Here is a 25,526-nt window from a genome sequence, read left to right as displayed (position 1 = left end):
TGCTACTTGTTGCCGAGCAACGGAACGCTTCCGACGATGTCTCCGACGGCATTGCCGGTGCCTTGAACGATGCCCCCGACACCCTGGCCCACGCCTTGTATGACGTTTCCGGCGGCACCTCCGGCGTCGGACAGCCCTGGGCCGGTGTAGGTGGGGGGTGTGTACGCCGGGGGTGTGTAGGCAGGCGGGGCGTTGCCCGGTGGTGGCAGGTTCGGTGCAGGGACGCCCGGCGCTGGTGCGGGGGCACCGGGTGCTGGTGCGGGGGCACCGGGTGCTGGTGCGGGGGCGCCGGGAACTGCGCCTGCCGGGGCTGGAACACCTGGAGCGGACCCCGGTGCGGAGACGACCGAACCGTCGGCGGCGATAGCCGTTCCCGGCGCCGGGATCAGCGTGCCATCCGCAGCGACGGTGGGAGCGGGTAGTCCGTTCGTAGGAGTAGTGCCCAATTCGGCAACAGTGGCAGCAGTTGCCGCCGACGGGCCGGCTCCGGTGCTGCTCTCCGAGACCGAAGCTGCCGGCGCATCCTTGGTGGTCAATGCGGTTCCCACCGACAATCCGCCGCCAGCGATGACAACGAGTGCAGCAACGGAGGCGAAGACGACACCGAGCTTTTTGCGGCCCGATGTCCCGGTCGGCTCGGCCGCGGACGCGACTGCCGGCGATGCGAACGCCGGGCGCGGCGCAGGCCGGGTGACGGCCGCAGCGGTGGCCACAGGAGCGTCGGGGACAGCCGCGCGGGCGATCTCGTTGGCGATCAACGCCGCGCCGATGGCGGGGATACGGTCGGGATGCAGCCCGGTGACGACAGGAACACGCATATTGGAGGAAACAAGTTCGGCGACAAGGGGAATACTGGAGCTGCCCCCGATGAGAAGGACCTGAGTGACGTCGGAAACGTCGAGGCCGGAAGTGTGCAGCACGTCGCTGATCAGCTCGATGGAATCGAGGACCGGGCGGCGGATCAAATCTTCCAGTTCGCCACGAACGAGCCGGGTTTCGGTGTGCACAGAAGGAAGGTCGACGGTCAGCGTCGTCGCCGTCTCCGAGGAGAGCTCTTCCTTGGCTTCACAGCAGCGTGCGCGAAGTTCGACGAGCGCACCGACGGTGTCGGGATCGAACGGGTCGAATTCGAACGAAGCGCTACTGGCTGCGGTGTCGAGGACATGCTCGGTGATCAGGTGGTCGAACTGTGCACCACCGAAGTCGGTGGAGTTGGCTCCGGCTCCGATGGTTCCGGCCTCGGCACCGGTGCGCATCAGGGTGATGTCGAGGGAGTAGGCACCGAGGTCGTAGATGACGACGAGGCCGTCGCTCGCGGCGCCGCGTGAACCCTCGAGCCAGCGCATGGTCGCCGCAGAGTCGGAGACGAGCGTCGCATCGGGGACGCCCGCACGTTCCAAAGCGCCGCGGAGCACGTCGGTCGTGTAGGTCGACCACCGGTCGGGATACGTGACCACGACGGTCGGATCGCAGGGTGTGCCCGCACAAGCTTCGGCGACGAGAGCCCGCGTGGCAGTGGCGAACAGATCCTCGGCCTGATGCGAGCGCCCGTCCTCGTCGATGACGGGAACGGGGTCTCCGACACGGTCGGCGAATCCGCTGATCAGATAGCTGTTCTGGCGATCCTGGCGCCCGGCGAGACTGGGGGCGGCACCAGGGCGAAGATCAAGAGCGGACCGGCGAGTGACGGTGAGCATTGCCTCATCAGTGGCGAAGTCGCGGGGCGCGTGGGGGTCCTCGGAAGTATCGAGGGCAGCTACCGAGGCAGCTGTTCCAATCCGTATGCCGAGCCCTGCGCTCATCTTCATCTCCGGCTTCTTGTTCGATCCGCACGTCCTATCGACTCTGTGTCGGCAGCATCGCGCCTTTCGTTACGTCTCACAGCAGGTGAAGAGGGATCGAAGGGGAAATCCCCTAACGGCAACGAATCCCCTAACGACTCACCCCTAGGCCGGCTTGTCCGGCTAGGGGGATCAGACCCGTTCTGCCGAGCGCTGACGGCACATAGCTTTGTGATCAACCACGAACGACCGAGCAAAAGAATGGAGCCACTTCACATGGCCACGAACGCTGTACTCGATTTCATCCTCAGCCTGCTTCGCGACGACAAGGCAGCTGCCGCATACTGCGCCAATCCGGATATCGCGCTGGCCGCAGCAGGGTTGGGCGAGGTTTGCCACGCCGACATCGTCGCGGTTGCCCCGCTGGTAGCCGAGTCCGGCCTTTTCGCCGGAGCGAGTTCGCAGCTGTCGGCCATCCTCGGTGCGGGCTCCGCGGGCTCGATCGAAGGCGGCCTGGCCGGTGGCAGCGCGATCGGCGGTGGACTATCAGCGGGCCTTGGACTGACAGCCGGCGCCGTCGCTGGCGGAGGCCTTGCAGGTGGCGGACTCATCGGTGGCGGCATCGGTGGTATCGGTGGTGGAGTAGGTGGTGGCGCGGGCGGCGACGTCGATTCGGCCGGTGACATCGCAGTTCAAATCGGTGCTGCGCTCAGTGCAGCCCTCGCAGCGGGCGGCCATATCGGAGCCGACCTCGGCGCAGCATTCGGTTTCGCACTCGAAGCCGCTATCGGCGCAGGCGGATCGATCGATCTCGGTGGCGCGGCGGATCTCGGTGGCGCCCTGAGCGGACTGATCGGTGGCGGCATCGAGCTCGGCGGCGACATCACCGGAGCATTCGGTGCAGCGCTCGACGCTGCACTCGGGGCGGCAGGCAGCATCGATCTCGAGGCCCTTGCCGGTGTAGACGGAGCCCTCAGCGCCGCACTCGGCGCTGCTTTCGGCGTCGGCGGAACCATCGGAGCCGATCTCGGCGCTGCGCTCGGCGACGTGTTCGGTGCCGTGATCGGTGGAGGCGTGCTCGACCTCACCGGGGACCTCGGCGCAGCCCTGAGTGCCGGACTCGGACTCGGAACCGAGATCGCAGTCGGCCTGGGCTCAGCCCTCGACGCCGCATTCAGCGCAGGTGGCGGAATCGGCGGCGAACTCGGTGGAGCCTTGGAGAGCGTTCTCGGCGTCGACGGTGATCTCGGTGGTTCGCTGGGCGCAGCGCTCGGTGCCGTCCTGGACGCCGGGGTGTTGGCCGACCTCGACCTCACCGGAATTGCGGACGCCGATATCGGCGCCCTCGTCGGCGGTGCCCTCGGCACCGCCCTCGATCTGGACAGCAGTGTCGTCGGCAGCCTGACCACTGCATTGAACACCGCAATCGACGCTTCCGGACAGGCAGGAGTATCGACCACGCTCGAAGGTGTCCTCGGTGGCGCATTCGGTGTAGGTGGCGAAGCCGGAGCAGGTCTCGGCGCAGCTTTCGACGGTGTTCTCGGCACAAGCGGTGCACTCGACCTGGGCGCAGTCCTCGGTGCCAGTACCGAACTCGGAGCAACTCTCGACGGCGCACTCGGATCGGCTCTCGGCGCCGCGGGGGGCGTCGCTGGATCCGGTGATCTCGACCTCAGTGGTCTTGCAGGCGTAGTCGTTGCCGGCGGAATCGACAGCGGCATCGGTGCCGTCGGCGAAGCAGGTGCAGGGGTCTCCGGCGGACTGTCCGGGCTGGCAGGGCTGGGCGGCGGCCTCGCCGGAGGTCTCGGTAGCGTCGGCGGCGATCTGGGAGGATCGTTCACCGGAGCGCTCGACGGTGCAGCAGCGGGTGCAGAGGCGGGTGGGGCAGACATCGGCGGTGGCGTTGCCGGAGCGATCGACGCGGGCGTTTCCGCTGGTACCTCCGCAGGAGCAGAAGCGGCCGCCGATGCGAGCGGAGAGGTGGCCGGCGCCGTCGGTGCCGGGCTCGGGTCGGCTGCAGATATGTCCGCGCAACTATCCGGCGCCGCTGCTGGTGGCGCCGATGCTGTCGGTGCAGTCACCGGGGGCATCACGAGTGGCGCATCCGGATCGTTCGATTCGACCTCGGCCTTCGATTCGAGTGCCTGGTCCGCAGTGGATTCGAGCATCTTCGGACAAGCTCAGTCCGATGCGGGTCTGCACTCGGACGCCGGGTTGCACGGGGATATCGACAGCTCGGCACAGTCTGTCGCCGACCTGTCGACCGGCGATCACCACACCGATCTTCTCGATCCGTAGCCAGGCGACTGTCGGTGGCCTCGGGCGGTTCGGTTCGCCCGGGGCCACTCTGTCGTTAGAGTTCAACCGAACGCTCGAGAAGGAACGTGTATCGGAAAGAAGGCTATGGACGGGCAAGCGAAGCAGCTGGCCGATTTGCTCGATCGCACTGCGGCAGTAGCGCAGAGCGTCGGTCGGTCCGATCTCGTGTCGAGGATGGAGCTCGCGAAGGAGCGAGTGCTCGATCCCAGAAGGCGGATCGTCGTCGTCGGCCCCCTGAAGCAGGGAAAAAGCCAATTCGTCAACTCGTTGCTGAACCTCAACGTGTGTTCGGTCGGTGACGACGAATCGACCGCCATCCCCACCGTCGTGCAGAACTCCGAACGTCCGTATGCAGAACTGGTGCTTGCCGATCCAGGCAACGACGCCGTTCGGGTCGAAGTACCGCTCGAAGATCTACAGACCATCACCCCTGCGGATACTCGGACGCAATCCCGTGAGGTCCTTCGGCTCGAGGTCAACGTACCGAGTCCGCTACTGGCCGACGGGCTCGTGTTCGTAGATACTCCCGGCGTGGGTGGCCATGGAAACCCGCATGCCGCAGGCACACTCGGGTTGATTCCGTCCGCCGACGCGGTGCTGGTCGTCTCCGATGCCAGTCGGGAGCTCACCGAGCCCGAAGTGTCTTTTCTCCGACAGGTTTTGGGCCTGTGTCCATCGGTGGCATTGCTGGTCACCAAAACCGACCTCTACCCGCACTGGCGGCAGATCGTCGATGCCAACCTCGCTCACCTGGCGCGTGAAGGCCTCGATGTGCCGATCGTTCCGCTGTCTTCGATGCTGCGATCGCACGCGCTGCGGCTCAGTGACGAGGAGTTGAACAGTGAGTCGGGATTTCCCGAGCTGTATACGTTCCTCCGCGAGAACGTCCTCTCGCGCGCCGATGCCACGACGCGAGCTGCCGTCTCGCTCGACATCAGGTCGGTCACCGAGCATCTCACGCTGGCAATGGGGAGTGAGCTTGCGGCACTGCGTGATCCGCAACGAGCCGAGGCGGCTGTTGCCGGACTGCAACGGGCGAAAGCCGCAGCGGAGGAACTGCACAAGAAGACCTCGCAATGGCAGCACACCCTCTCCGACGGTATCGCCGACCTCGCTGCCGACATCGACCACGACCTGCGTGATCGGCTGCGTCGAGTGACACGCGAGGCGGAGGGGACCGTGGACGCCGGGGACCCGAGTTCGGAGTGGCTCGAACTCGGCGACTGGCTCGAAGAGCAGATCGCGGCGTCGGTGGGTGACAACTTCGTATGGGCGCATGAGCGTGCGCTCTGGTTGTCCGAGCTCGTCGCAGAACACTTTGCCGCCGCCGGTGCCGTCGCACTGCCCGATCTCGATCTGGGCGATCTCGACGACATCCTCGAACCCGTTGCCTCGCTTGCCGATCTGGAGACGGGGAAGACCGGGATCACCCAGAAAGTCCTCGTCGGAATGCGTGGATCGTATGGAGGGGTACTGATGTTCGGGCTTATCACCACCTTCGTCGGCCTCAGTCTGCTCAATCCGATTTCCATCGGTGCCGGCGTGCTGCTGGGCACCAAGGCGTACAAGGAAGACAAGGAAAATCAGGTGCGGGCTCGTCGTTCGGAAGCCAAGATCGCGATTCGCCGCTTCACCGATGATGTCAGCTTTCAGGTCGGCAAGGAATCGAAGGATCGACTCCGCCTGATTCAGCGGGTGCTGCGCGATCACTTCACTTCCATTGCCGAGCAGACGTTGCGATCGCTCAACGATTCACTGCGCGCAGCGCAGGAAGCAGCAACCGTCGAAACAGCCGAAAGATCGACGCGAACTGCGCATTTGGACCGGCAGATGAAGGTCGTTGCGGAGCTCAACGAGCATGCCTCCGCTCTCGTGCCGAGCGGCCGGGCACAGTGACTCCGCTCGCCGATGCCCGTGAGCTCATCTCCGCCGCACGCGCTGCATATTCGATCGACACCTACGCCGCTGCCTCACTGACCGAGGTACTGGATCGGCTGGGTCAGCCGCTGCGCGTCGCGCTCGCCGGATCGCTCAAGGCCGGCAAGTCGACACTGCTCAATTCTCTTGTCGGACAGGACATAGCGCCGACGGATGCCACCGAATGCACCAAGGTGGTCACCTGGTATCGCAACGGAGCCAGTCCGAACGTCACAGCCTGGTACGACGGAGACAAGTCCACACACGTGCCAGTGCAGCGCCGCGACGGACGCTTGACGTTCGACCTCGGCGACCTGACGGCGTCGGATGTCGACCGTCTCGAAGTCGAGTGGCCCGCGCGCACCCTGACACACAGCACCATCATCGATACGCCCGGAACTTCCTCGCTCTCCCGAGACGTGTCGGCTCGCACACTGTCGATGCTGACGCCGGAGAACTCTTCTTCCGGGGCCGATGCCGTCGTATATCTGTTGCGGACGCTCAACGCTACCGACGTGAGCTTTCTGAATCAGATCGGCGCTCATGTCGGCGGTGAGTCGGGACCGCTCGGTGTGATCGGGGTTCTCTCGCGTGCCGACGAGGTCGGGGCAGGCCGGATGGACGCGATGATGTCCGCACACGAGGTCGCGGCCCGGTTCGCTGCCGAGTTGGAAGCGACAGGACTGTGTCAGGCCGTCGTGCCGGTTGCGGGGTTGCTCGCTCTGGCCGCTGGAACATTGCGGCAGTCGGAGTTCGCGGCCTTCGAAACCCTGGCAGGAGTACCCGAGGAAGATCTGGCATTGGCGATGCTCTCGGCCGACAGGTTCTCCCGACCCGGGATGCTTCCCGTCGATGAGGATCTGCGGGCATCGATCGTCGATCGCTTCGGCCTGTTCGGGATCAGGATGGCGATCACTCTGATCAAACTCGGCATCCGTGATTCGCCGACCTTGGCAGCGGAATTGACCGAACGGAGCGGGTTGAGCGAACTACGTTCGGTGATCGACGTACAGTTCGGTCAACGCGCGGACCAGCTGAAACTACATTCGGCGCTCGTTGCGCTGCAGCGAATTCTCGAATCTCGGCCCATTGCGCAGTCCGCAGTCTTTCGAGCCGAAGCGGGCCGAATGCTGGCCGACGTGCATGGGTTTCAAGAACTACGACTGCTTGGACGGCTACGATCCACCGTCCCGAAACTGCCCGACGGCGACGTCGCGGAATTGCAGCGGATCATCGGTGGATACGGCATCGACACTGCCGTCCGGCTCGGGTTGGACCCGGACTCCGGACCGGCCGAGCGCCGCGATAGGGCGCTCGACGCGATCTCGAAGTGGCGCAGACTCTCCGAGCATCCACTGCTAGATCAGTTCACCTCGCGCGCCTGCGCCGTCGCAGCACGAAGCGCGGAAGGCGTTGTCGCCGTAACGCATTGATTTGTGCGTCAGCGCAGGATGACCGGCACCCCCTGGTACGGGGCAAGGGTCATCGGGAAGCTGTTGAGCTCGTCGACTACGCCGAGCTCCGAGTCGTCGAACATGTCGAAGACGCCCGCGCCGGGAGTCAGGAACTTGGACTGGATGGTTGCCGCTACCTCGTCCGAAGAGAAGTTGATGACCGTTGCCTGAATGGTGCCCTGACCCAGTTCGTGCACCATCACCAACAGTCCCTTGTGCGAGACGGTCGGTACATCGAGTTGCTGCGCGGTCGCGATGCCGAACCTGTTGCGAATCTCGATGATTCGACCGAGCTGGCTGGCGAACGAGTCGGGATCCTTCAGCTGTGCAGGCAAAGCGCCATAGAGGCTGCGGCCACGGGGTATGCCCGATTCCGAGCGGACCGCGTCGGGGAAGCTGTCCATCAGGTCGTGCGCGCCACGGTTGATCCAGCGGGTGTCGCCTTCGCGAATCAACTCGGCGACGTCCTCGGCGTCGATAGGAAGCACACCGAGTAGATCCCAGCCAGACAACGCGAACACGCCAGGCTGCAGGGCGTTGAACATCGCGAGCATCAGATGAACGGTTCTGACGGTGTCGATATCGGACTCGTCCATCCGATCGAGATCGCGGATTCCGAGTGAAGCGGTGATGACACTGGCTGTGGTGCAGGCGATTCCGTTGGTGGTGAAGGTTCGGTTGTACGGTGCCCAACGTCCGGTGAGTCGATCGGTGAGATCGGACCGAATCAGATCGCCGAGATCCGAACCCTTCACGACGTCGCCGCAGTAGCTGAACTCGTCCTCTGCGTGCAGCGTTGCGAAGTGGATGAGCTCGAAGGTCAGTTCATCGTGGTTCTGCAGTGCGTGCACCAGCGAGGCCGGGTCGACGCCATGGTCGCGGCTCAGCGTCATGGTGAGCCTGAGGAATTCGGTATTCCCCATGACGAGCGCGTGATGGTAGGCGGGCCGGTTGATGAAGTCGTACGACAGGTCGGCACCGTTTTCGCTCATGGCCTTGATGTCGTCGATCGTCAGATTCAACTCCTGGAAGGTGAATCCGCCCATCTTGCGCACCACACTGGCGATCAGATGATTCGCGGCCTCCGACAGGGGGTGACCCTCGGACCAGCCGGGGCCTTCCGCGCGGCGCTCGACACCGAGGAAGCCATTGGCGTCCAAGCGCAGTGCACCGGCACCGAGGTCGGCGATGGAGTGGCATGCGTCGCCGATCACCAGGCGCATTCCGGCGAACGACGGGTCGAGCCAGTTGATCGACGGCTGCCCGGCCTTGAAGTAGTGCAGGTACACCCAACGACGTTCGACGCCGTCGATGCCGACGACGGGAGCCGTTGCGCTCCAGTTGGTTTCCTTCACTCCGAGCTCGTAGAAGATGACCCGTTGAAGCTGACCGATGATGTAGCCGGCGCGCGCGAGATTGGCTTCGGCCTCGGCGTCGATGTTCTGCGAGTCGGCACCGGCGCGGACACGCGGTAGTAGATGCCAGTCCTCCGGCTCGATTTCCACCATGTGGTAGATCCCGGGGTAGTCGGCTACTGCCATTTCGGCGAGGCGGAAATCCGCCCCCTTGCCGGTGTGTCCTGGGACGATGTCGTCGATGACGATGCCGTCGTATGCGGCGGCGACGACGCACAGGCGTCGAAACTCTTCCTCCGAGCCGAACGCGGGATCGATCTGCATCCCGATGCGATCGAAATGGCCGTCTACCGAAGGCGTCGGCTTCCAACCGTGGATGCCGCCGGCGACCTTGACCGGTCCGGTGTGGACGGCGGTGATGCCGATGTCGGAGAAGGCCTGCCAGAGCTCTTCGTTGCCGAGGGTGTGCAGAAAGCTGGTCTGCGGAGCGTTGATCACCGAGATCGGGTAGGCGGTGAACCAGACGGGCGCGCGCTCGACGGCTCCCCGGGGGTTGGGGTCGGCATAGGGGTTTTGCCACATGCTGCCCTTGCCGGAGAGCTGTTCTGCGATGAGTTTGGCGTCCCTGAGCATCGACTGCTCGGTGAGCCATTCGACGTATTCACTATTGGCGGCGGATGGATCGCTGTCCTTCAAGGAGTTGCCGAGCCGGTTGGCCCGACGGACGGAGGGGCGAAGCGGTCGGGGTCTGGCCGGATAGAACTTCTCGTCGTAGGTGATCTCGCTTGGTTCGTGCTGCACTTCGGGATCCATGTGCCTCCGTAGCCTCGCTTTTCCTCAAACCCTACGTAGGGAACGGACGGTCCGCAGACCCGAGCATCCCCGGTCGGGGCGCAGGCGAAACCCGGTGCACTGTGCTCGGCTCGGGAATTACATCGATGTTGTTCCGAGGCAACGTGATCGACCGGTAAGCAAAGCGTCACTCAATCGAGACCGCCTGGTATGGAATGTCTGGTTCGCATAGGTAATAGTCAATTTGGCAACAAGAACACCATCTGCACCAACACACTCACCTGTCACAGGAGACTCTCATGCGTCACATCGCCCGCGCCACCGCCCTGGCCTCGACAGCCGCTATTGCCGCCGCCATGGGTGCGGTCGTCCTGGCGCCCCTCGCCTCCGCAGAGCCCGCAGCACCTGCAAGTCCGTTCGGTTCCTCGGTCGCCGATTCACCCGATCTCGTCGTCACGATTGGAACGGCCTGCGTGGCGAAAGACGACAAGAAGCCGGAGGGTGAGAAGGTCGGCGCGCTGGAAATCTCGGTCGCGAACGTCGGCAAGGGTGCCGCGTCCGCGGTGTCCGTCAACTATGCGGTGCTGCCCGATGTCAACGGCGCCGCCACTGTCGAGAAGATCGAACCGGGTAAGACAGAAAAGGTAATCGTGCCGAGTGGGGCTACCGAGTGGGTCTCGCGCCCGGGCGGCGTGGCGGTGTTCTCGCCGCAACTCGATGCCAACTACACGAACAACGTCGCTGTCGGCCTGCTCACTGTCGATTGCGCACCGGAGCCTGCCGACACCGAGGAGTAGTAGCGGAAGGTTTCACCTCGATCCTGCGCCGTGACGGCACTGCCGTCACGGCGCATTCGTGTGTGTAGGACGGCCTCGGGAACAAATTCCGCGAATCCTCCGTTGACCCTTTCGACAGCCTTGAGTGGATGAGGCTCAACTCCAGCTTGACGAATCAAATGTTGTCTTGCAGACTTGAGTGCAGTTCACTCAGCTAGGCATTTTCCACAGCAATAACAGGAGGAAATATTATGGCTCGTGCGGTCGGTATCGACCTCGGGACCACCAACTCGGTTGTGTCCGTCCTAGAGGGCGGCGAGCCGGTTGTGGTCGCCAACGCCGAGGGATCACGCACCACACCGTCGGTCGTCGCCTTCGCCAAAAACGGTGAAGTGCTCGTCGGCCAGCCCGCGAAGAACCAGGCGGTTACCAACGTCGACCGCACGATTCGATCCGTGAAGCGTCACGTCGGCACGGACTGGAACGTGGAGATCGACGGTAAGAAGTACACGCCACAGGAGATCAGTGCGCGCACGCTGCAGAAGCTGAAGCGCGACGCCGAGGCTTACCTGGGCGAGGAAATCACCGACGCGGTCATCACCGTGCCCGCCTACTTCGAGGACGCGCAGCGTCAGGCAACCAAGGAAGCCGGTCAGATCGCCGGTCTCAACGTCCTGCGCATCGTCAACGAGCCCACCGCGGCTGCACTCGCCTACGGCCTGGACAAGGGCGACAGCGAGCAGACCATTCTGGTGTTCGACCTCGGCGGCGGCACGTTCGACGTCTCCCTGCTGGAAATCGGCGACGGTGTCGTCGAGGTCCGTGCAACCTCGGGCGACAACCACCTCGGTGGCGACGACTGGGACGAGCGGATCGTCACCTGGCTCGTCGACAAGTTCAAGGCTCAGAACGGCATCGATCTGACCAAGGACAAGATGGCTCTGCAGCGTCTTCGTGAAGCTGCCGAGAAGGCGAAGATCGAGCTGTCCTCCGGGCAGAGCACGTCGATCAACCTTCCGTACATCACGGTCGACGCCGACAAGAACCCGTTGTTCCTCGACGAGCAGCTCAGCCGCTCGGAGTTCCAGAAGATCACCTCCGACCTGCTCGACCGCACTCGTGCGCCGTTCCAGGCAGTGGTCAAGGACTCCGGCATCGCCGTCAAGGACATCGACCACGTCGTACTCGTCGGTGGTTCGACGCGTATGCCTGCGGTATCCGAGCTGGTCAAGGAACTCTCCGGTGGACGCGAGCCCAACAAGGGCGTCAACCCGGACGAGGTCGTGGCCGTCGGTGCTGCATTGCAGGCAGGCGTGCTCAAGGGTGAGGTCAAGGACGTTCTACTCCTCGACGTCACACCGCTGTCCCTCGGCATCGAGACCAAGGGTGGCGTGATGACCAAGCTCATCGAGCGCAACACCACCATCCCGACCAAGAGGTCCGAGACCTTCACCACCGCTGACGACAATCAGCCTTCGGTGCAGATCCAGGTCTTCCAGGGTGAGCGCGAGATCGCTTCGCACAACAAGCTCCTCGGCTCCTTCGAGCTGACGGAACTGCCACCTGCTCCTCGCGGAGTGCCCCAGATCGAGGTCACGTTCGACATCGACGCCAACGGCATCGTGCACGTCACGGCCAAGGACAAGGGCACCGGCAAGGAAAACACGATCAAGATCCAGGACGGCTCCGGCTTGTCCAAGGAAGAGATCGAGCGCATGGTCGCCGACGCGGAAGCTCACGCAGACGAGGACAAGGCTCGTCGCGAAGAGGCCGAGGTCCGCAACCAGGCCGAGTCCCTCGTCCACCAGACGGAGAAGTTCGTCAAGGACAACGAGGACAAGGTCGACGCCGAACTCAAGGGCCGCGTCGAAACGGCAATCGAAGAGGCCAAGTCGGCTCTCGCCGGTAGCGACATCTCGGCGGTCAAGTCCGCTGTGGAGAAGCTGTCCACCGAGTCTCAGGCACTCGGCACCGCCATCTACGAGGCTCAGGCCAACGAGCAGGGCGGCGCAGAGGGCGGGGCTCAGGCTGCTGACGACGGTGTCGTCGACGCCGAGGTCGTGGACGAGCCCGTCGACACGGAGAAGAAGTGAGTTCGGGTAACACCGAGCAGGAACCGGTCACTTTCGTGGACAAGCGAAAGATCGATCCCGAGACCGGTGAAGTTCGGGAAGGTGACGCAGTTCCGGAACCCCTCGTGGGCACCGGGGCTGCGTCCCAACCCGACTCGGTGGACGAAGGGGATATCGAGGCAGAGGTGGTGGAAGACGTGCGCGATACACAGATCGCGGAACTCACCGCCGATCTGCAGCGGGTGTCGGCAGAGTATGCCAACTACCGTCGGCGTACCGACCGCGAGAAGCAATCGGGAGCAGAGAACGCGAAAGCGTCCGTTGTCTCCCAGTTTCTCCCGATCCTCGATGATCTGGAGCGAGCTCGACAGCACGGAGACCTGGAGACGGGTCCGCTGAAGGCGCTCTCGAACAAGCTCGCCGGTGTGTTCGACAGCATCGGACTAGCCGCGTTCGGCGCCATCGGTGACACGTTCGATCCGTCGGTTCACGAAGCCGTCTCCCATGAGGGTGACGGACACGAACCAGTGATCGGGACGCTGATGCGTCCGGGTTACAAGCTCGGAGATCGTGTCCTACGGACCGCGATGGTCGGTGTGGTCGATGATGCGTCACAAGATTCGGGAGCCGATGCTCCCGAGGGGCAGTAAACAAAAATAGCGCGAGAGGAGGAAACGCCCGGTGAGCCAGCGGGAGTGGATCGAGAAGGACTTCTACAAGGAACTGGGCGTTTCCTCCAACGCGTCCACAGACGAGATAAACAAGGCGTACCGGAAGCTGGCCAAGGACAACCATCCTGACGCCAATCCTGGAAACGCTGAGGCCGAGCGCCGCTTCAAGGCAGTCAGCGAGGCCAAGTCGGTTCTCATCGATCCGGCGAAACGTAAGGAGTACGACGAAGCACGTCGACTCTTCGCTTCCGGTGGATTCGGCCAGGGCGGAGGCGGATTCAGCCCCGGTTCGGGCGGATTCGGTGGAGGCGGCGGCGGTCAGACGTTCGACGTCGGCGACATCTTCGGTCAGGCCGGAGGCGGCGACGGCGGAATCGGCGACATCTTCGGTGGACTGTTCAACCGCGGTGGCACGCAGCAGCGCCCCGCGGGAAACCGTCCACGACGGGGCAGCGACGTCGAGACCGAGACCACTCTCGGTTTCCGTGAAGCCACGCAAGGTGTCACCGTTCCACTGCGACTGACCAGCCCGTCCTCGTGCACCACGTGTCACGGCAGCGGTGCGAAGCCAGGAACCAGCCCCCGCGTGTGCCCAAGGTGCAATGGCGCAGGCGTGGTCAACCGCAACCAGGGCGCGTTCGGGTTCAGTGAGCCTTGCGACGACTGCCGCGGAACCGGTTCGATCATCGACGATCCGTGTCAGGACTGCCGCGGTACGGGAGTGCAGAACCGCACTCGCACCATCACCGTGCGTGTCCCTCCCGGAGTGTCCGACGGCCAGAAGATCAGATTGGCGGGCCAGGGCGAAGCAGGACTTCGTGGGGCGCCGTCCGGCGATCTGTATGTGACCGTTCGGGTACGGCCCGACAAGGTCTTCGGCCGCAGCGGCGACGATCTCACCGTGACGGTGCCGGTCAGTTACGGCGAGCTGGTCCTCGGGGCCACGTTGTCGATCCCGACCCTCGACGGCCGAGTCGGCGTCAAGGTCCCACCGGGCACGGTCGACGGACGTGTACTGCGTGTTCGCGGACGAGGAGTTCCCAAGAAGACCGGGACCGCAGGTGACCTGATGGTCACCGTCAAGGTCGCAGTGCCGCAGAAACTCGACGATCCCGCCATCGAGGCACTGCACGCTTATCTGGAAGCCGAGAAGGCCAGCGGATTCGACCCTCGGGCCGGGTGGGCAGGTGCATCGTGACACTGCCGCCGAACACTCCAGGATCGGGTCATTCCGCAGGCTCCACTCCAGGATTGGGTCATTCCGCAGGCTCCACTCCAGGATTGGGTCATTCCGCAGGCTCCACTCCAGGATCGGGTGGCCCCGGCCACGCTGACCCCGACGCCCAGGTGTTCGTCATCTCGGTCGCGGCCCAACTTGCGGGCATGCACGCGCAGACCCTGCGTACATACGACCGTTTGGGGTTGGTGACGCCGCACCGCACTACCGGTGGGGGGCGGCGTTACTCCCCGCGCGATGTGGCATTGCTACGCGAAGTGCAGCGGCTCTCGCAGAACGAGGGCGTGAACCTGGCAGGCATCAAGCGGATCATCGAGCTGACCAATCAGGTCGAGGCTCTGCAAGCACGTGTCACCGAAATCGCACAGGAATTGGCGAACGTGCACGCGAGCTACCGACGCGATCTCGTTCCCGTACAACGCAGCGCATTGGTCGTCTGGAAACCGCGACACCAACGCTGAGCATCCATGTCGAGGTCCGGAAGCTATCGGCTGATCGCGAACATGCGGTGAGACCGCTTATCCTTGACGGCATGCAGACTTGGAACGCAAAAGTGGTCCAGTACAACCGACTACGCAACGACTTGGCCGTCGTCCGCCTCGTCGGGGACGCCGTTCCGTTTCGAGCCGGACAGTCGATCGAGGTCGTGGTGCCGCAGAACGCAACACTGTCTCGACGGTATTCCTCGGCGCTTCCGCCGTCGCTGGACGGCAAGCTCGAATTTCATGTTCGAGCGGTGCCGGCAGGCTGGGTCAGTGGGTCGATCGTCAACGAGACCCGCCCGGGTGACGTATGGCAACTCCGCAATCCGGGCGGCAACTTTCACATCGACGACTCCGGTCGAGATGTCGTCATGATCGCCGGAGGAACCGGGCTGGCACCGATGCGTTCGCTCATCCTCGACTTGACGCGTCGGCCGTCGCCACCTCGAGTGACGTTGTACTTCGGTGGTCGATCGCCCAGCGATCTGTATGCCGCGGATCTGTTGTGGATCCTTGCGTCCGAACTGCCCTGGCTGAAAGTCGTGCCGGTGGTGGATCAATTGGCGGACCCATGGGCTCCGGACAGGTGGCACGAGGCAATCAATGCACAGCTCGCGGACCCTGACGCGAAGTTCGGGGCGAAGCACTGTTGGGAAGGCAGCCTCGCCGACGTCATCGCTGTCCAGGAGCCCTTCGACCGTCATCAGGTTCTGGTGTGTGGTTCGCCGGGCATGGAAGCTGCGACGCTGTCGGCACTGGTCGACAATGGAACGCCGATGGAGGCGGTCCAGCGCTGACGCGCTACCGACCTTCGAACACCGGGGCCCGCTTCTCGACGAATGCCCGCGGCCCTTCCTTGGCGTCGTGGCTCTTGAATACCGCTACGCCGAGTTCGGCGTCGATCTTGAACGCCTCTTCCTCGTGCAGTCCCTCGGTGTCTCGGATGGTTTTGAGTATCGCCTGTACGGCGAGCGGGCCGTTCGCGGCGATGAGTTCGGCGAGTTCGAGTGCCTTCTCCAGCGCCTGACCGTCGGGGACCACGTGACCGATCAGCCCGATCTCCTTGGCTTCGGCAGCGCGAATATGCCTGCCGGTCAACAGGATGTCGGCCGCAATCGTGTACGGGATCTGCCGGACGAGCCGCACCGCGGACCCGCCGAGTGGAAAGAGTCCCCACTTTGCTTCGGAGACACCGAACTTGGCGCTTTCACCTGCGACGCGAATATCGGTGCCCTGAAGAATTTCGGTACCGCCTGCAATGGCGGGGCCCTCGACGGCTGCGATGAGCGGCTTGGTCAGCCTGCGGCCTTTGAGTAGGGCCTCGATCTTCGACAGGTCCCATCCGCCTCCACTGAAACTGTCACCTGGGTGAGTGCTGGTCATCGCTTTGAGGTCGGCGCCCGCGCAGAACGCGCCGCCGGCGCCGGTCAGGATGGCGACCCGGATATCTGGGTCGGCATCGACACGATCCCAGGCGTCGCGCATTATGGCCATCATCTCGCCGCTCAGTGCATTGCGCGCTTCGGGTCGGTTCATCGTCACGATGAGGACTTGGCCACGCTTCTCCACGAGTGCGTGCGGTGATTTCGTTCCGATTTCCGGCGCACTCGACGTCACTGTGGCTACCTCACTCTTGTGATCTCGGTCTCAGATTGGCTATTGCCAGAAACGATAACACGTTCTACTTTTAACGCGTGGCCCTAAATATCGCAGACCTCGTCGAGCATGCAATCGACCTTGTTCCCGACCGTGTTGCCTTGCTGTCGGGAGACCGAGAGATCACCTACGCGCAGATGGAAGACAGAACCAACCGGCTAGCGCACTACCTGCAGAAGCAAGGCGTCAAGCCGGGCGACAAGGTCGGGGTGTACAGCCGTAACGGCATCGAGGCGATCGAGGCAATGGTCGCTATCTTCAAGATTCGCGCAGTGGTGATCAATGTGAACTACCGCTACATCGAGAACGAGTTGCAGTACATCTTCGAGAATTCGGACATGGTCGCGCTCGTTCATGAAGCCCGCTACTCCGACAAGGTCGCCGCTGTTCTACCTACCTGTCCACTGCTGAAGACGACCGTGGTGATCGACGGCGCAGAGGGCCAGGTCTCCTACGAAGACGCGCTCGAGAGTTCTTCCCCCGAACGCGACTTCGAAGAACGCACCAACGACGACATCTACATGCTCTATACCGGTGGGACCACGGGTAGCCCCAAAGGCGTGATGTGGAGGCACGAGGACATCTGGCGTGTGCTCGGCGGTGGCATCAACTTCATGACCGGCGAGTACGTCGAGGACGAGTGGGGTCTCGCCAAAATGGGCGCCGAGAATCCGCCGATGACGAGAATGCCGATTCCTCCGATGATCCACGGCGGGGCACAGTGGGCCACGTTCCAGAGCCTCTTCGGGGGTGGAAAGACCGTGCTGCACCCTGATTTCGAGGGTCACGCCATCTGGCAGCTGGTCGACAAATACGGGATCAACCTCGTTTTCATCACCGGCGATGCGATGGCACGCCCGATGCTCGACGCACTCATCGAGGGCGGCCCGGATGGCAAGCCCTACGACTTGTCTTCGCTCTTCCTGATAGCCAGCAGCGCAGCATTGTTCTCACCCAGCATCAAGGAAAAGCTCCTCGAACTGCTTCCCAACCGGATGATCACCGACTCGATCGGATCTTCCGAGACCGGTTTCGGCGGACTGTCCGTAGTCGCCAAGGGCGCCGAACACACCGGTGGACCGCGGGTGAAGATCGACGCCTCGACCATCGTGCTCGGTGAAGACGGCCGTCCCGTCGAGGCAGGCTCGGGAGTCAAGGGACTGCTGGCGCGGAGTGGGCACATCCCGGTCGGGTACTACAAGGACGAGGTCAAGACGGCTGAGACGTTCAAGGAGATCAACGGCGTCCGCTACTCGATTCCCGGCGACTACGCCAGGGTCGAAGCCGATGGCAGCGTCACGATGCTCGGGCGTGGTTCGGTCTCGATCAATACCGGCGGCGAAAAAGTGTTCCCGGAGGAGGTCGAAGGTGCTCTCAAATCGCACCCCGAGGTGTTCGACGCCATCGTCGTCGGCGTCCCGGACGAGCGGCTCGGCCACAGGGTCGCTGCCGTCGTACAGGCCCGAGGCACACAACGTCCCACACTCGCAGACCTCGATACCGCTGCTCGCAAAGAGATTGCGGGATACAAGATTCCGCGTGCGGTGTGGTTCGTCGACGAGATCAAGCGTTCGCCGGCCGGCAAGCCCGACTACCGGTGGGCATTGAGTCAGACCGAGCAACGCCCGGCTGACGAGACCTCCGCGTCGCGTCTCGCCAGCGCAGAGAACTAAGCAACCATGCATACCGATCTGTCGGAAAAATTCGGAATAGAATTTCCGATCTTCGGATTCACTCCGTCCGAACATGTCGCTGCGGCGATCAGCCGAGCCGGCGGACTCGGTGTGCTCGGCTGTGTGCGGTTCAACGACGCCGAAGAACTCGACGCGGTGCTGACCTGGATGGATGAGAACACCGACGGCAAACCGTACGGTGTCGACATCGTCATGCCGGCGAAGATTCCTACCGAGGGCGCATCGGTGGACTTGAACGAATTGATCCCGGCCGAGCATCGAGCGTTCATCGATCGCACGCTCGACCAGCTCGGTGTGCCGCCGCTCGACGACGATGCGGCACGTAACGAAGGGGTGCTCGGGTGGCTGCACTCGGTGGCCCGCTCGCACGTCGACGTCGCGTTGAAGCACCCGATCAAGTTGATCGCCAACGCGCTTGGCTCGCCGCCGAACGATGTGATCGTGCAGGCACACGAGCTCGGCGTGCCGGTCGCAGCGCTGGCAGGTACGGCGGAGCACGCGCGCCGACACATCGAAAACGGTGTCGATATCGTCATCGCTCAGGGGTATGAAGCTGGGGGTCATACCGGTGAGATCGCTTCGATGGTGCTGCTACCCGAGATCGTCGAGGCGTTGGGCGATTCGGGTGCAGTTCTCGCGGCAGGCGGAATCGGCAGTGGACGGCAAGTAGCGGCTGCGTTGGCGCTCGGCGCCCAAGGCGTGTGGATGGGATCGATGTGGCTGACCGCGGCCGAGTACCGCCTCGGTGCACGCGTGGAGGGCAAACCGTCGGCGATGCAGGAAGCGTTGTTGACGGCGACATCGAGCGATACGGTTCGAACTCGCATCTACTCGGGTAAACCCGCGCGTTTGCTCAAGACCAAGTGGACCGAGGCGTGGAACGGCGCCGAGGCCCCGGATCCACTACCGATGCCGCTGCAGAACATCTTGGTCAGTGAAGCGCATCAACGAATCAACAACGCCGACAATCCCGAGGTGGTGGCGATGCCGGTGGGACAGATCGTCGGCAGGATGAACGAGATTCGTCCGGTCGCGGACGTCATCGCCGATTTGGTGGACGGGTTCGAAGAAGCGCTCGGCAGGCTCGACAAAATTCGCTAGACAACTCGGCAGGCTCACGCGATCACGCGTGAGCCTGCCGAGTCATGTTGCGGGAGAGTGTGTGTCGAGGCAGGTGAGTTCCGTTGGGGCCGGGTAGGGGCGCTCGAGGCGAGCAACGGGTTCCGAGCCGACTAGGGTTGGGTCACACACGAATGAACGAACCGAATGGAGACTCGTAGTGGCTTCCGCGATCGCAGCAGGCGACCTGGTCCAGGCGAACGGGCACGCCGGCCCGTGGAAAGTGCTCGAGATTCGACAGGGTCTCGCACTTTTGGAACATCACGGCGGCCATCGACTCTCGGTGCGGACCACCACATTGTCGGTGGTCCGCAAAGGTTCTCCTGGGGAAGAGTCGCAGCCCACGGGCTCCTCGGCAGCAGCGGTCGACGAGCCGCCGTCACCTACTCTTTTCGACTGACTGGCAGTTAGAGGGTCTGCCCGAAAATCACTGCGGGGCACGCCTTCTCGGTGTCGCCCGACCTGGCGTGTACCAGGTCGGGCGATAAGTCCGGTTCAGGCAGGCACGTCGGCGAGAGCGGAACCTAGACGGCGCAGCTGAGCGGTGGCATGTCCGTAGGCGAACTCTGCTCGCTTGGCGACGAGGAAGTATCGGTGCACCGGATGATCGCGATCGAGCCCGACGCCACCGTGAATGTGCACCAGCGTGTGCGCGACGCGGTGGCCTGCGTCCGCTGCCCAGAACTTCGCGACCGCAACATCTTCGTCACCGTTGTTGCCTGCAGAGAGGCTCCACGCTGCCTTCCAGAGCGTCAACCGGGCGCCCTTGACGTCGATGTACCCGTCGGCCAACCGCTGTGCGACGGCCTGGAAACTGCCGATCGGCTTACCGAACTGAACACGTTCACGGGCGTACTCGGCGGTGAGCCGGAGCGATTCCTCCAGGACCCCGACCTGGTATGCGCAGGTTCCGAGCGTGACGCGTGCCAGAACCCAGCGCGTGAGGTCCGGATCTGCGAGCAACCGGGTCGAGTCGACCTGCACCGAGTTCAATTCGAGAACTCCGATGCTGCGATTGTCGACGCCCTGCTGGGGTAGGACCGTGACGCCGGCGTCGTCCGCGCGAACGAGAAACGCGCCTGCGGCCGTCGTGACGAGGAAGCCGTCGGCGACGGGTGCACTGTCGACGCCGATCTTGGAGCCGGTCAAAGTCCAGCCGGTGTCGGTGCGGTCTGCTCGGGTCAACGGGTCGAGCGGCTCGCCGTGTTCTTCATCGATTGCCAACGTCAGGATCGAGCTGCCGGCAACGGCTGGGGCTGCCCACTCGGTCCGCTGCTCGTCCGAACCGAACCGGGCGATCGCCGCGGCGACCGAAGTACTTGCCACGAAAGGGACGGCGGCAAGGCCTCTGCCGAGTTCGATGGCGATCGACGATGCTTCCAGTTCGCCGTACCCGTCGCCGCCGATGGACTCGGGTGCGGCGGCCGACAGAAGTCCGCCGGACGTCAGCGCATCCCACAGCGCGCGGTCGATGCTGTCCGGATTCGAATCCAGCTGTCGTTGGACGTCGTTCGTGCTGTATTTGGTAACGATGTCATGGGTGAGCCCGGCGAGATCGCGCTGAGCCTCGGTGGTGGTGAAGTCCATTTCATTTTCTCCCGAAAAGTCAGCGTGCAGATGCGGGCAGGCCGAGCGCGGTCATGCCGATGATGTCGCGTTGCACCTCGTTGGTGCCGCCGCCGAAGGTGAGGATCAACGAAGAGCGATGCAGCCTCTCGAGTCGACCCTGTAGTTGGGCGCCAGGCGAGCCGCGCCGGAACGTGGCGGATGGCCCGAGGATTTCCATCATCGTGCGGTATGCCTCGGTTGCCAGTTCGGTGCCGTACACCTTGTTCGCCGACGCGTCGGCCGGGCCGGGGGTGGAGCTGGCGGCGGTGATTTCCCAGTTCAGCAGTTCGAGGTAGGACGCCTTCGCGTGGACCCGAGCGAGTGCAATCTGCACCCATTCCTGATCGATGATCCGAGTGCCGTCCGGCTTCTTGGTGTTCTGTGCCCACGCACGGACCTCACGGAGAGAAGCGACGAGCGGCCCGGCCGAGGTGAGAGCGACACGCTCGTGGTTGAGCTGGTTGGTGATCAGCGACCAACCGCGGTTCTCTTCGCCCACGAGTGCGGTCTTGGGTACTCGCACATCCTGGTAGTAGGTCGCGCTTGTGTCAGGGCCTGCCATCGTGTGCACCGGAGTGGTGGAGAAGCCTTCGGCGTCGGTGGGAACGATCAGCATGCTGATCCCGCGGTGCTTGCGAGCCTCGGGATCGGTACGGCACGCGAGCCACACGTAGTCGGCGTACTTGATGAGCGAGGTCCACATTTTCTGGCCGTTGATGACGTAGTCGTCGCCGTCGTGCACTGCTGTGGTGCGCAGCGCTGCCAGGTCGGTGCCTGCTTCCGGCTCGGAGTAGCCGATCGAGAAGTGCAGATCGCCGGCAGAAATACGAGGAAGGAAGTACGCCTTCTGCTCCGGCGTGCCGAACGCCATGAGAGTCGGCGCGACACTGTTGATGGTCAAGAAGGGAACCGGTGCTCCCGCGGTGGCGGCTTCGTCGGTGAAGATGAGCTGGTCCATGGCCGAACGTGCCTGGCCACCGAACTCGGTAGGCCAACCGAGCGCGAGCCAACCGTCGGTACCCATCTGTTTGACTACATCGCGATAAACGGTGCCCTCACCGTATTCACCGGATGTCGAGCTCAGTGCCTCGCGGCGCTCGGGAGTGATCAGGGTGGCGAAGTAGGCGCGTAATTCGGCGCGCAACTCGGCCTGTTCCTCCGTGTACATGATCCGCATATCAGTGGTCCTCTCGTGCCCGGAATCTGCAACAAGTTCATAGTGAGTCGACGTCGGCATCCGTGCGTCACCCTCAGGTAGGTCGAATCATTGCACACGGGGTGGAACACGTTCTAGTCTTGAGGGATAAGTTGCCCGTCGACCGGGCGTGCGGCTTCGAACCGGGGCCGATCGGGCACGTACGGGCGACGGCGCAAGCGCATCACAAATGAAAGTGGGTATCGACAGTGCTCGAGGTTGATTTCGATCGGTGTGAAGCGAACGGTGTGTGCGTAGGTGTGGCACCCCAGGTGTTCGACCTGGACGACGACGACCAGCTGGTGGTGTCCGATGCCGCAGACCTGCCCGAGAACAAGGCGGACGTGGACGAGGCGATAGCGGGTTGCCCGCGAGCCGCACTGCGGTGGAAGGAATAGATTGCTTGCCACAAACATAGAACACGTTCTACAGTCCGGAACGTGAACGAAGAAGATGTACGACTCGACGACAGGGTAGCGCTCGTAACCGGTGCTGCGTCCGGACTCGGCCGCGCGGAGGCTATCGGCCTCGCGCAGGCGGGGGCTGACATAGTGCTCGGTGATATCGCATCGGGACCCGCCGCGGACGAGACGATCGCGGCGATCGAGGCGACCGGCCGTCGGGTGGTCTTCGTGCCGGGCGACGTGAGCGAACGTTCCACTGCCGACGCCATGTTCGCGGCCGCGCAGGATAAGTTCGGCCGCGTCGACATCGTCGTCAACAATGCTGGAATCGTCCGAGATCGCATGCTGTTCAACATGTCCGACGACGACTGGGATGCAGTCATCCGGGTGCATCTACGCGGACACTTTCTGCTCACGCGCAACGCAGGTGCCTACTGGCGAGGCGAATCCAAGAAAGCAGGCGCGCCGGTATACGGCCGGATCGTCAACACCTCTTCCGAGGCAGGGTTGCTGGGGCCGGAGGGGCAGGCCAACTACGGCGCTGCCAAGGCTGGAATCACGGCACTGACGTTGTCGGCATCGCGGGCGTTGTCACGCTATGGGGTTCGTGCCAATGCGATCTGCCCACGTGCACGTACCTCGATGACCGAATCGGTTTTCGGTGACGCGCCCACCGACGGAATCGATCCGTTGGCACCGGAGCACGTGTCGACGCTGGTGACCTACCTGTCCTCGCCTGCCTCGGACGCCGTCAACGGGCAGGTCTTCATCGTCTACGGGCCGATGGTGGCTCTCATGGCTGCCCCCGTCGTCGAGCAGCGGTTCGATGCAACTTCGGGTGCATGGACGCCGCTGTCTCTCGGGGCCGAGCTGAGTACGTACTTCGATGGGCGTGACCCTTCGAAGACGTTCTCGGCCAGTGCGGCGCTCGATCTGGACGCGCCGGAGGTCACGGCCGGTCCGTAGCTTTTCGATTTCGGCCACATCGAGGGCGATGTCGGGTGAAGATGATGCGGGCGCGTGGGTTTGAATGCGGTTCTACGTTGTTTCAGCGATGCGGGTGCAAGACTAGATCACGTTCTAGTTTTACACCCGTTTCTTCACGGTGAACTCGCCGCCTGCGGTGGTCGAGCAACTCCCTCGAATGTCGCGGCATTCGGGTGTCTGGAAGCCGAAAGCCCTTTGCTGCAATGTAATTGAATGGAGGGGTCGTACGCGATGTGTACGACACTCACGCGTGATTCGAACCGCCCAGCACTTAGATCGGTCGATTCTTTGACTACTGAACGTGTTCTAGTTAACATGAGCTGGACGGCCATGACTTGGATCACAGTGTCGCATGTAGCGAGGGAGGTTTCATGAACGACGTTCTCCTCGTACCCCTTCGTGCGGTAGGCGCCTTCTTCGACATGTCGTGGTACACGCTGCGTTCGGTGTTCCGCCGGCCGTTTCAGCGTCAAGAGTTCATCGACCAGGCGTGGTTCATCGCCCGTGTGTCGATGGTGCCGACCGTACTGGTGGCCGTGCCTTTCACCGTGTTGGTCAGCTTCACCATCAACATTCTTCTCCGTGAGATCGGTGCAGCCGACCTCAGTGGCGCGGGTGCTGCTCTTGGCGCTGTCACGCAGGTCGGTCCCATCGTCACGGTGCTCATCGTGGCTGGAGCAGGCGCGACGGCCATCTGTGCCGACCTCGCCGCACGCACCATCCGCGAAGAAATCGACGCGATGCGGGTGCTCGGCATCAACCCGATCCACCGCCTCGTCGTCCCGCGAGTGCTTGCCTCGACGGTCATCGCACTGCTGCTCAACGGCCTGGTAAGCACCATCGGCATTCTCGGCGGCTTCGTGTTCTCCGTTTTCCTTCAAGGTGTCAACCCGGGGGCCTTCGTCAACGGCATCACGCTGCTGACCGGCTTCGGTGAACTCATCGTCTCGCAGGTCAAGGCGGGCCTGTTCGGAATGATCGCCGGTCTCGTCGCGTGCTATCTCGGACTGAACGTGCGTGGTGGAGCCAAAAGCGTGGGCGATGCAGTGAATCAGACAGTCGTCTTCGCTTTCATGGCGCTGTTCGTCGTCAATGTCGTGGTCACCGCCGTCGGTATCAAATTGACAGCCGGATGAAGGGGATCTAGAGATGGCCCTCGTTACAGCCGGCCGATTTCCGAAGGTGCGCAGGAGGGTCAGGCGTGCATCAGGCGCGGTGGACAGCCTGGGAGAACAGGCGATCTTCTACATCCGTGCGCTCGCGTCGGTGCCACGCGCCGCGGTTCGCTACAAAAAAGAGACTTTGCGACTCGTTGCTGAGATCAGCATGGGGTCCGGTGCGCTCGCCGTCATCGGTGGAACGGTCGTCATCGTCGGATTCTTGACCTTGTTCGCCGGCGGAACCATTGCCGTGCAGGGTTTCTCCTCGCTGGGGAACATCGGCGTCGAGGCGCTCACCGGCTTCTTCGCCGCCTTCATCAACGTGCGCATCGCCGCGCCGGTGATCGCGGGGATCGGCCTTGCGGCCACCATCGGAGCAGGTTCCACTGCGCAATTGGGTGCCATGAGGGTCGCCGAGGAAATCGACGCACTGGAGTCGATGGCAATTCCTTCGATCCCGTACTTGGTCAGCACACGAGTGCTCGCCGGCATGGTCGCCATCGTTCCGCTCTACTCGCTGGCGGTCATTGCCTCGTTCATTGCGAGTCGTTTCGCCACGGTGGTGCTCTTCGGCCAGTCTGCGGGCGTCTACGACCACTACTTCGACACATTTTTGATACCGACGGACATACTGTGGTCCTTTGCCCAAGCCATAGTCATGGCGCTCGCGGTAATGCTGATCCACACGTACTACGGCTTCACTGCCAGCGGCGGTCCGGTCGGCGTCGGGGTGGCTGTCGGAAACGCTGTTCGCGCCTCGCTCATCGCAGTCGTGACGGTGACCCTGCTGATCTCGCTGGCCATCTACGGCAGCTCCGGCAACTTCAACCTGTCGGGATAACGGGAC

Annotated in this window: 21 protein-coding genes; 16 read left to right on the top strand and 5 right to left on the bottom strand. The window is 63.4% G+C overall.

The features are described 5' to 3' along the window. Nucleotides 1-2: 2 nt before the first annotated feature. Nucleotides 3-1,802, bottom strand: coding sequence for an Hsp70 family protein (locus BJI47_RS24910; protein WP_303393533.1), 1,800 nt, complete (start codon nucleotides 1,800-1,802; stop codon nucleotides 3-5). A 255-nt stretch (nucleotides 1,803-2,057) separates the two neighbouring features. Between BJI47_RS24910 and BJI47_RS20070 the strand changes: the two genes are divergently transcribed. The 3 genes from BJI47_RS20070 to BJI47_RS20060 all read left to right on the top strand — a co-directional run bounded on the left by BJI47_RS20070 (nucleotide 2,058) and on the right by BJI47_RS20060 (nucleotide 7,450). Next, nucleotides 2,058-4,079: an IniB N-terminal domain-containing protein gene (locus tag BJI47_RS20070; RefSeq protein ID WP_088945380.1), complete on the top strand. Its 2,022-nt coding sequence runs from the start codon at nucleotides 2,058-2,060 to the stop codon at nucleotides 4,077-4,079. A gap of 105 nt (nucleotides 4,080-4,184) precedes the next feature. After that, complete coding sequence (locus tag BJI47_RS20065; RefSeq protein ID WP_088945379.1) at nucleotides 4,185-5,996, top strand: dynamin family protein; 1,812 nt, start codon at nucleotides 4,185-4,187, stop codon at nucleotides 5,994-5,996. After that, nucleotides 5,993-7,450, top strand: a complete 1,458-nt coding sequence (locus tag BJI47_RS20060) for a dynamin family protein (protein ID WP_088945378.1) — start codon at nucleotides 5,993-5,995, stop codon at nucleotides 7,448-7,450. Before BJI47_RS20065 ends, BJI47_RS20060 begins: the two co-directional genes overlap by 4 nt. An 8-nt stretch (nucleotides 7,451-7,458) precedes the next feature. On the opposite strand, the gene treS is transcribed toward BJI47_RS20060, so the two are convergent. Further along, nucleotides 7,459-9,639 (bottom strand): maltose alpha-D-glucosyltransferase, encoded by a 2,181-nt coding sequence (treS, locus tag BJI47_RS20055; protein WP_088945377.1) that lies wholly within the window; start codon nucleotides 9,637-9,639, stop codon nucleotides 7,459-7,461. A gap of 278 nt (nucleotides 9,640-9,917) precedes the next feature. Here treS and BJI47_RS20050 point away from each other — a divergent pair, with 278 nt between their 5' ends. The 6 genes from BJI47_RS20050 (at nucleotide 9,918) to BJI47_RS20025 (ending at nucleotide 15,653) form a co-directional block, all read left to right on the top strand. Next, entirely contained in the window at nucleotides 9,918-10,415 is a 498-nt protein-coding gene (locus BJI47_RS20050; RefSeq protein WP_088945376.1) for a Pro-kumamolisin, activation domain family protein, read from the top strand. Nucleotides 10,416-10,645: 230 nt separating this feature from the next. Beyond that, nucleotides 10,646-12,487 carry a molecular chaperone DnaK gene (gene dnaK, locus BJI47_RS20045; RefSeq protein WP_088945375.1) on the top strand — a complete coding sequence of 614 codons (1,842 nt, stop codon included), beginning with the start codon at nucleotides 10,646-10,648 and terminating at the stop codon, nucleotides 12,485-12,487. Continuing rightward, complete coding sequence (gene grpE / locus BJI47_RS20040) at nucleotides 12,484-13,116, top strand: nucleotide exchange factor GrpE (RefSeq protein WP_088945374.1); 633 nt, start codon at nucleotides 12,484-12,486, stop codon at nucleotides 13,114-13,116. Before dnaK ends, grpE begins: the two co-directional genes overlap by 4 nt. Before the next feature lie 31 nt (nucleotides 13,117-13,147). Further along, nucleotides 13,148-14,335, top strand: coding sequence for a molecular chaperone DnaJ (gene dnaJ / locus BJI47_RS20035; protein WP_088945373.1), 1,188 nt, complete (start codon nucleotides 13,148-13,150; stop codon nucleotides 14,333-14,335). 83 nt (nucleotides 14,336-14,418) lie between these two features. Beyond that, on the top strand, nucleotides 14,419-14,835 hold the full coding sequence (locus tag BJI47_RS20030) for a heat shock protein transcriptional repressor HspR (protein ID WP_088945419.1): 417 nt from the start codon (nucleotides 14,419-14,421) through the stop codon (nucleotides 14,833-14,835). A 71-nt stretch (nucleotides 14,836-14,906) separates the two neighbouring features. After that, a complete protein-coding gene (locus BJI47_RS20025; protein ID WP_088945372.1) occupies nucleotides 14,907-15,653 on the top strand; it encodes an FAD-binding oxidoreductase in 747 nt (248 codons plus the stop codon). Between the two features lie 4 nt (nucleotides 15,654-15,657). On the opposite strand, the gene BJI47_RS20020 is transcribed toward BJI47_RS20025, so the two are convergent. Further along, a complete protein-coding gene (locus tag BJI47_RS20020) occupies nucleotides 15,658-16,392 on the bottom strand; it encodes a crotonase/enoyl-CoA hydratase family protein (protein ID WP_254900708.1) in 735 nt (244 codons plus the stop codon). 158 nt (nucleotides 16,393-16,550) lie between these two features. Between BJI47_RS20020 and BJI47_RS20015 the strand changes: the two genes are divergently transcribed. The 3 genes from BJI47_RS20015 (at nucleotide 16,551) to BJI47_RS20005 (ending at nucleotide 19,725) form a co-directional block, all read left to right on the top strand. Further along, nucleotides 16,551-18,185, top strand: coding sequence for an acyl-CoA synthetase (locus BJI47_RS20015; protein WP_088945370.1), 1,635 nt, complete (start codon nucleotides 16,551-16,553; stop codon nucleotides 18,183-18,185). Between the two features lie 6 nt (nucleotides 18,186-18,191). Beyond that, nucleotides 18,192-19,307: a nitronate monooxygenase family protein gene (locus BJI47_RS20010; protein ID WP_088945369.1), complete on the top strand. Its 1,116-nt coding sequence runs from the start codon at nucleotides 18,192-18,194 to the stop codon at nucleotides 19,305-19,307. 178 nt (nucleotides 19,308-19,485) lie between these two features. Beyond that, on the top strand, nucleotides 19,486-19,725 hold the full coding sequence (locus tag BJI47_RS20005) for a hypothetical protein (RefSeq protein WP_088945368.1): 240 nt from the start codon (nucleotides 19,486-19,488) through the stop codon (nucleotides 19,723-19,725). Nucleotides 19,726-19,820: 95 nt separating this feature from the next. Here BJI47_RS20005 and BJI47_RS20000 read toward each other — a convergent pair whose 3' ends face one another. Together BJI47_RS20000 and BJI47_RS19995 are read right to left on the bottom strand one after the other, a co-directional pair. Beyond that, nucleotides 19,821-20,912: an acyl-CoA dehydrogenase family protein gene (locus BJI47_RS20000; RefSeq protein WP_088945367.1), complete on the bottom strand. Its 1,092-nt coding sequence runs from the start codon at nucleotides 20,910-20,912 to the stop codon at nucleotides 19,821-19,823. A 19-nt stretch (nucleotides 20,913-20,931) separates the two neighbouring features. Continuing rightward, complete coding sequence (locus BJI47_RS19995) at nucleotides 20,932-22,110, bottom strand: acyl-CoA dehydrogenase family protein (protein WP_084347214.1); 1,179 nt, start codon at nucleotides 22,108-22,110, stop codon at nucleotides 20,932-20,934. Nucleotides 22,111-22,337: 227 nt separating this feature from the next. On the opposite strand from BJI47_RS19995, the gene BJI47_RS19990 reads away from it, so the two are divergent. The 4 genes from BJI47_RS19990 to BJI47_RS19975 all read left to right on the top strand — a co-directional run bounded on the left by BJI47_RS19990 (nucleotide 22,338) and on the right by BJI47_RS19975 (nucleotide 25,520). Then, nucleotides 22,338-22,526 carry a ferredoxin gene (locus tag BJI47_RS19990; protein ID WP_088945366.1) on the top strand — a complete coding sequence of 63 codons (189 nt, stop codon included), beginning with the start codon at nucleotides 22,338-22,340 and terminating at the stop codon, nucleotides 22,524-22,526. Nucleotides 22,527-22,568: 42 nt separating this feature from the next. Next, nucleotides 22,569-23,498 carry a 3-oxoacyl-ACP reductase gene (locus BJI47_RS19985; protein WP_088945365.1) on the top strand — a complete coding sequence of 310 codons (930 nt, stop codon included), beginning with the start codon at nucleotides 22,569-22,571 and terminating at the stop codon, nucleotides 23,496-23,498. A gap of 392 nt (nucleotides 23,499-23,890) precedes the next feature. Beyond that, a complete protein-coding gene (locus BJI47_RS19980) occupies nucleotides 23,891-24,655 on the top strand; it encodes an ABC transporter permease (protein ID WP_088945364.1) in 765 nt (254 codons plus the stop codon). A 13-nt stretch (nucleotides 24,656-24,668) separates the two neighbouring features. After that, entirely contained in the window at nucleotides 24,669-25,520 is an 852-nt protein-coding gene (locus tag BJI47_RS19975; RefSeq protein WP_088945363.1) for an ABC transporter permease, read from the top strand. The last annotated feature ends 6 nt before the right edge of the window (nucleotides 25,521-25,526 follow it).

It is taken from the genome of Rhodococcus sp. 1168 (genome assembly GCF_002091955.1).
GTDB lineage: Bacteria > Actinomycetota > Actinomycetes > Mycobacteriales > Mycobacteriaceae > Rhodococcoides.
The sequence above is the reverse complement of the archived record's forward strand: the minus strand, read 5'-3'. Positions and strand labels throughout refer to the sequence as shown.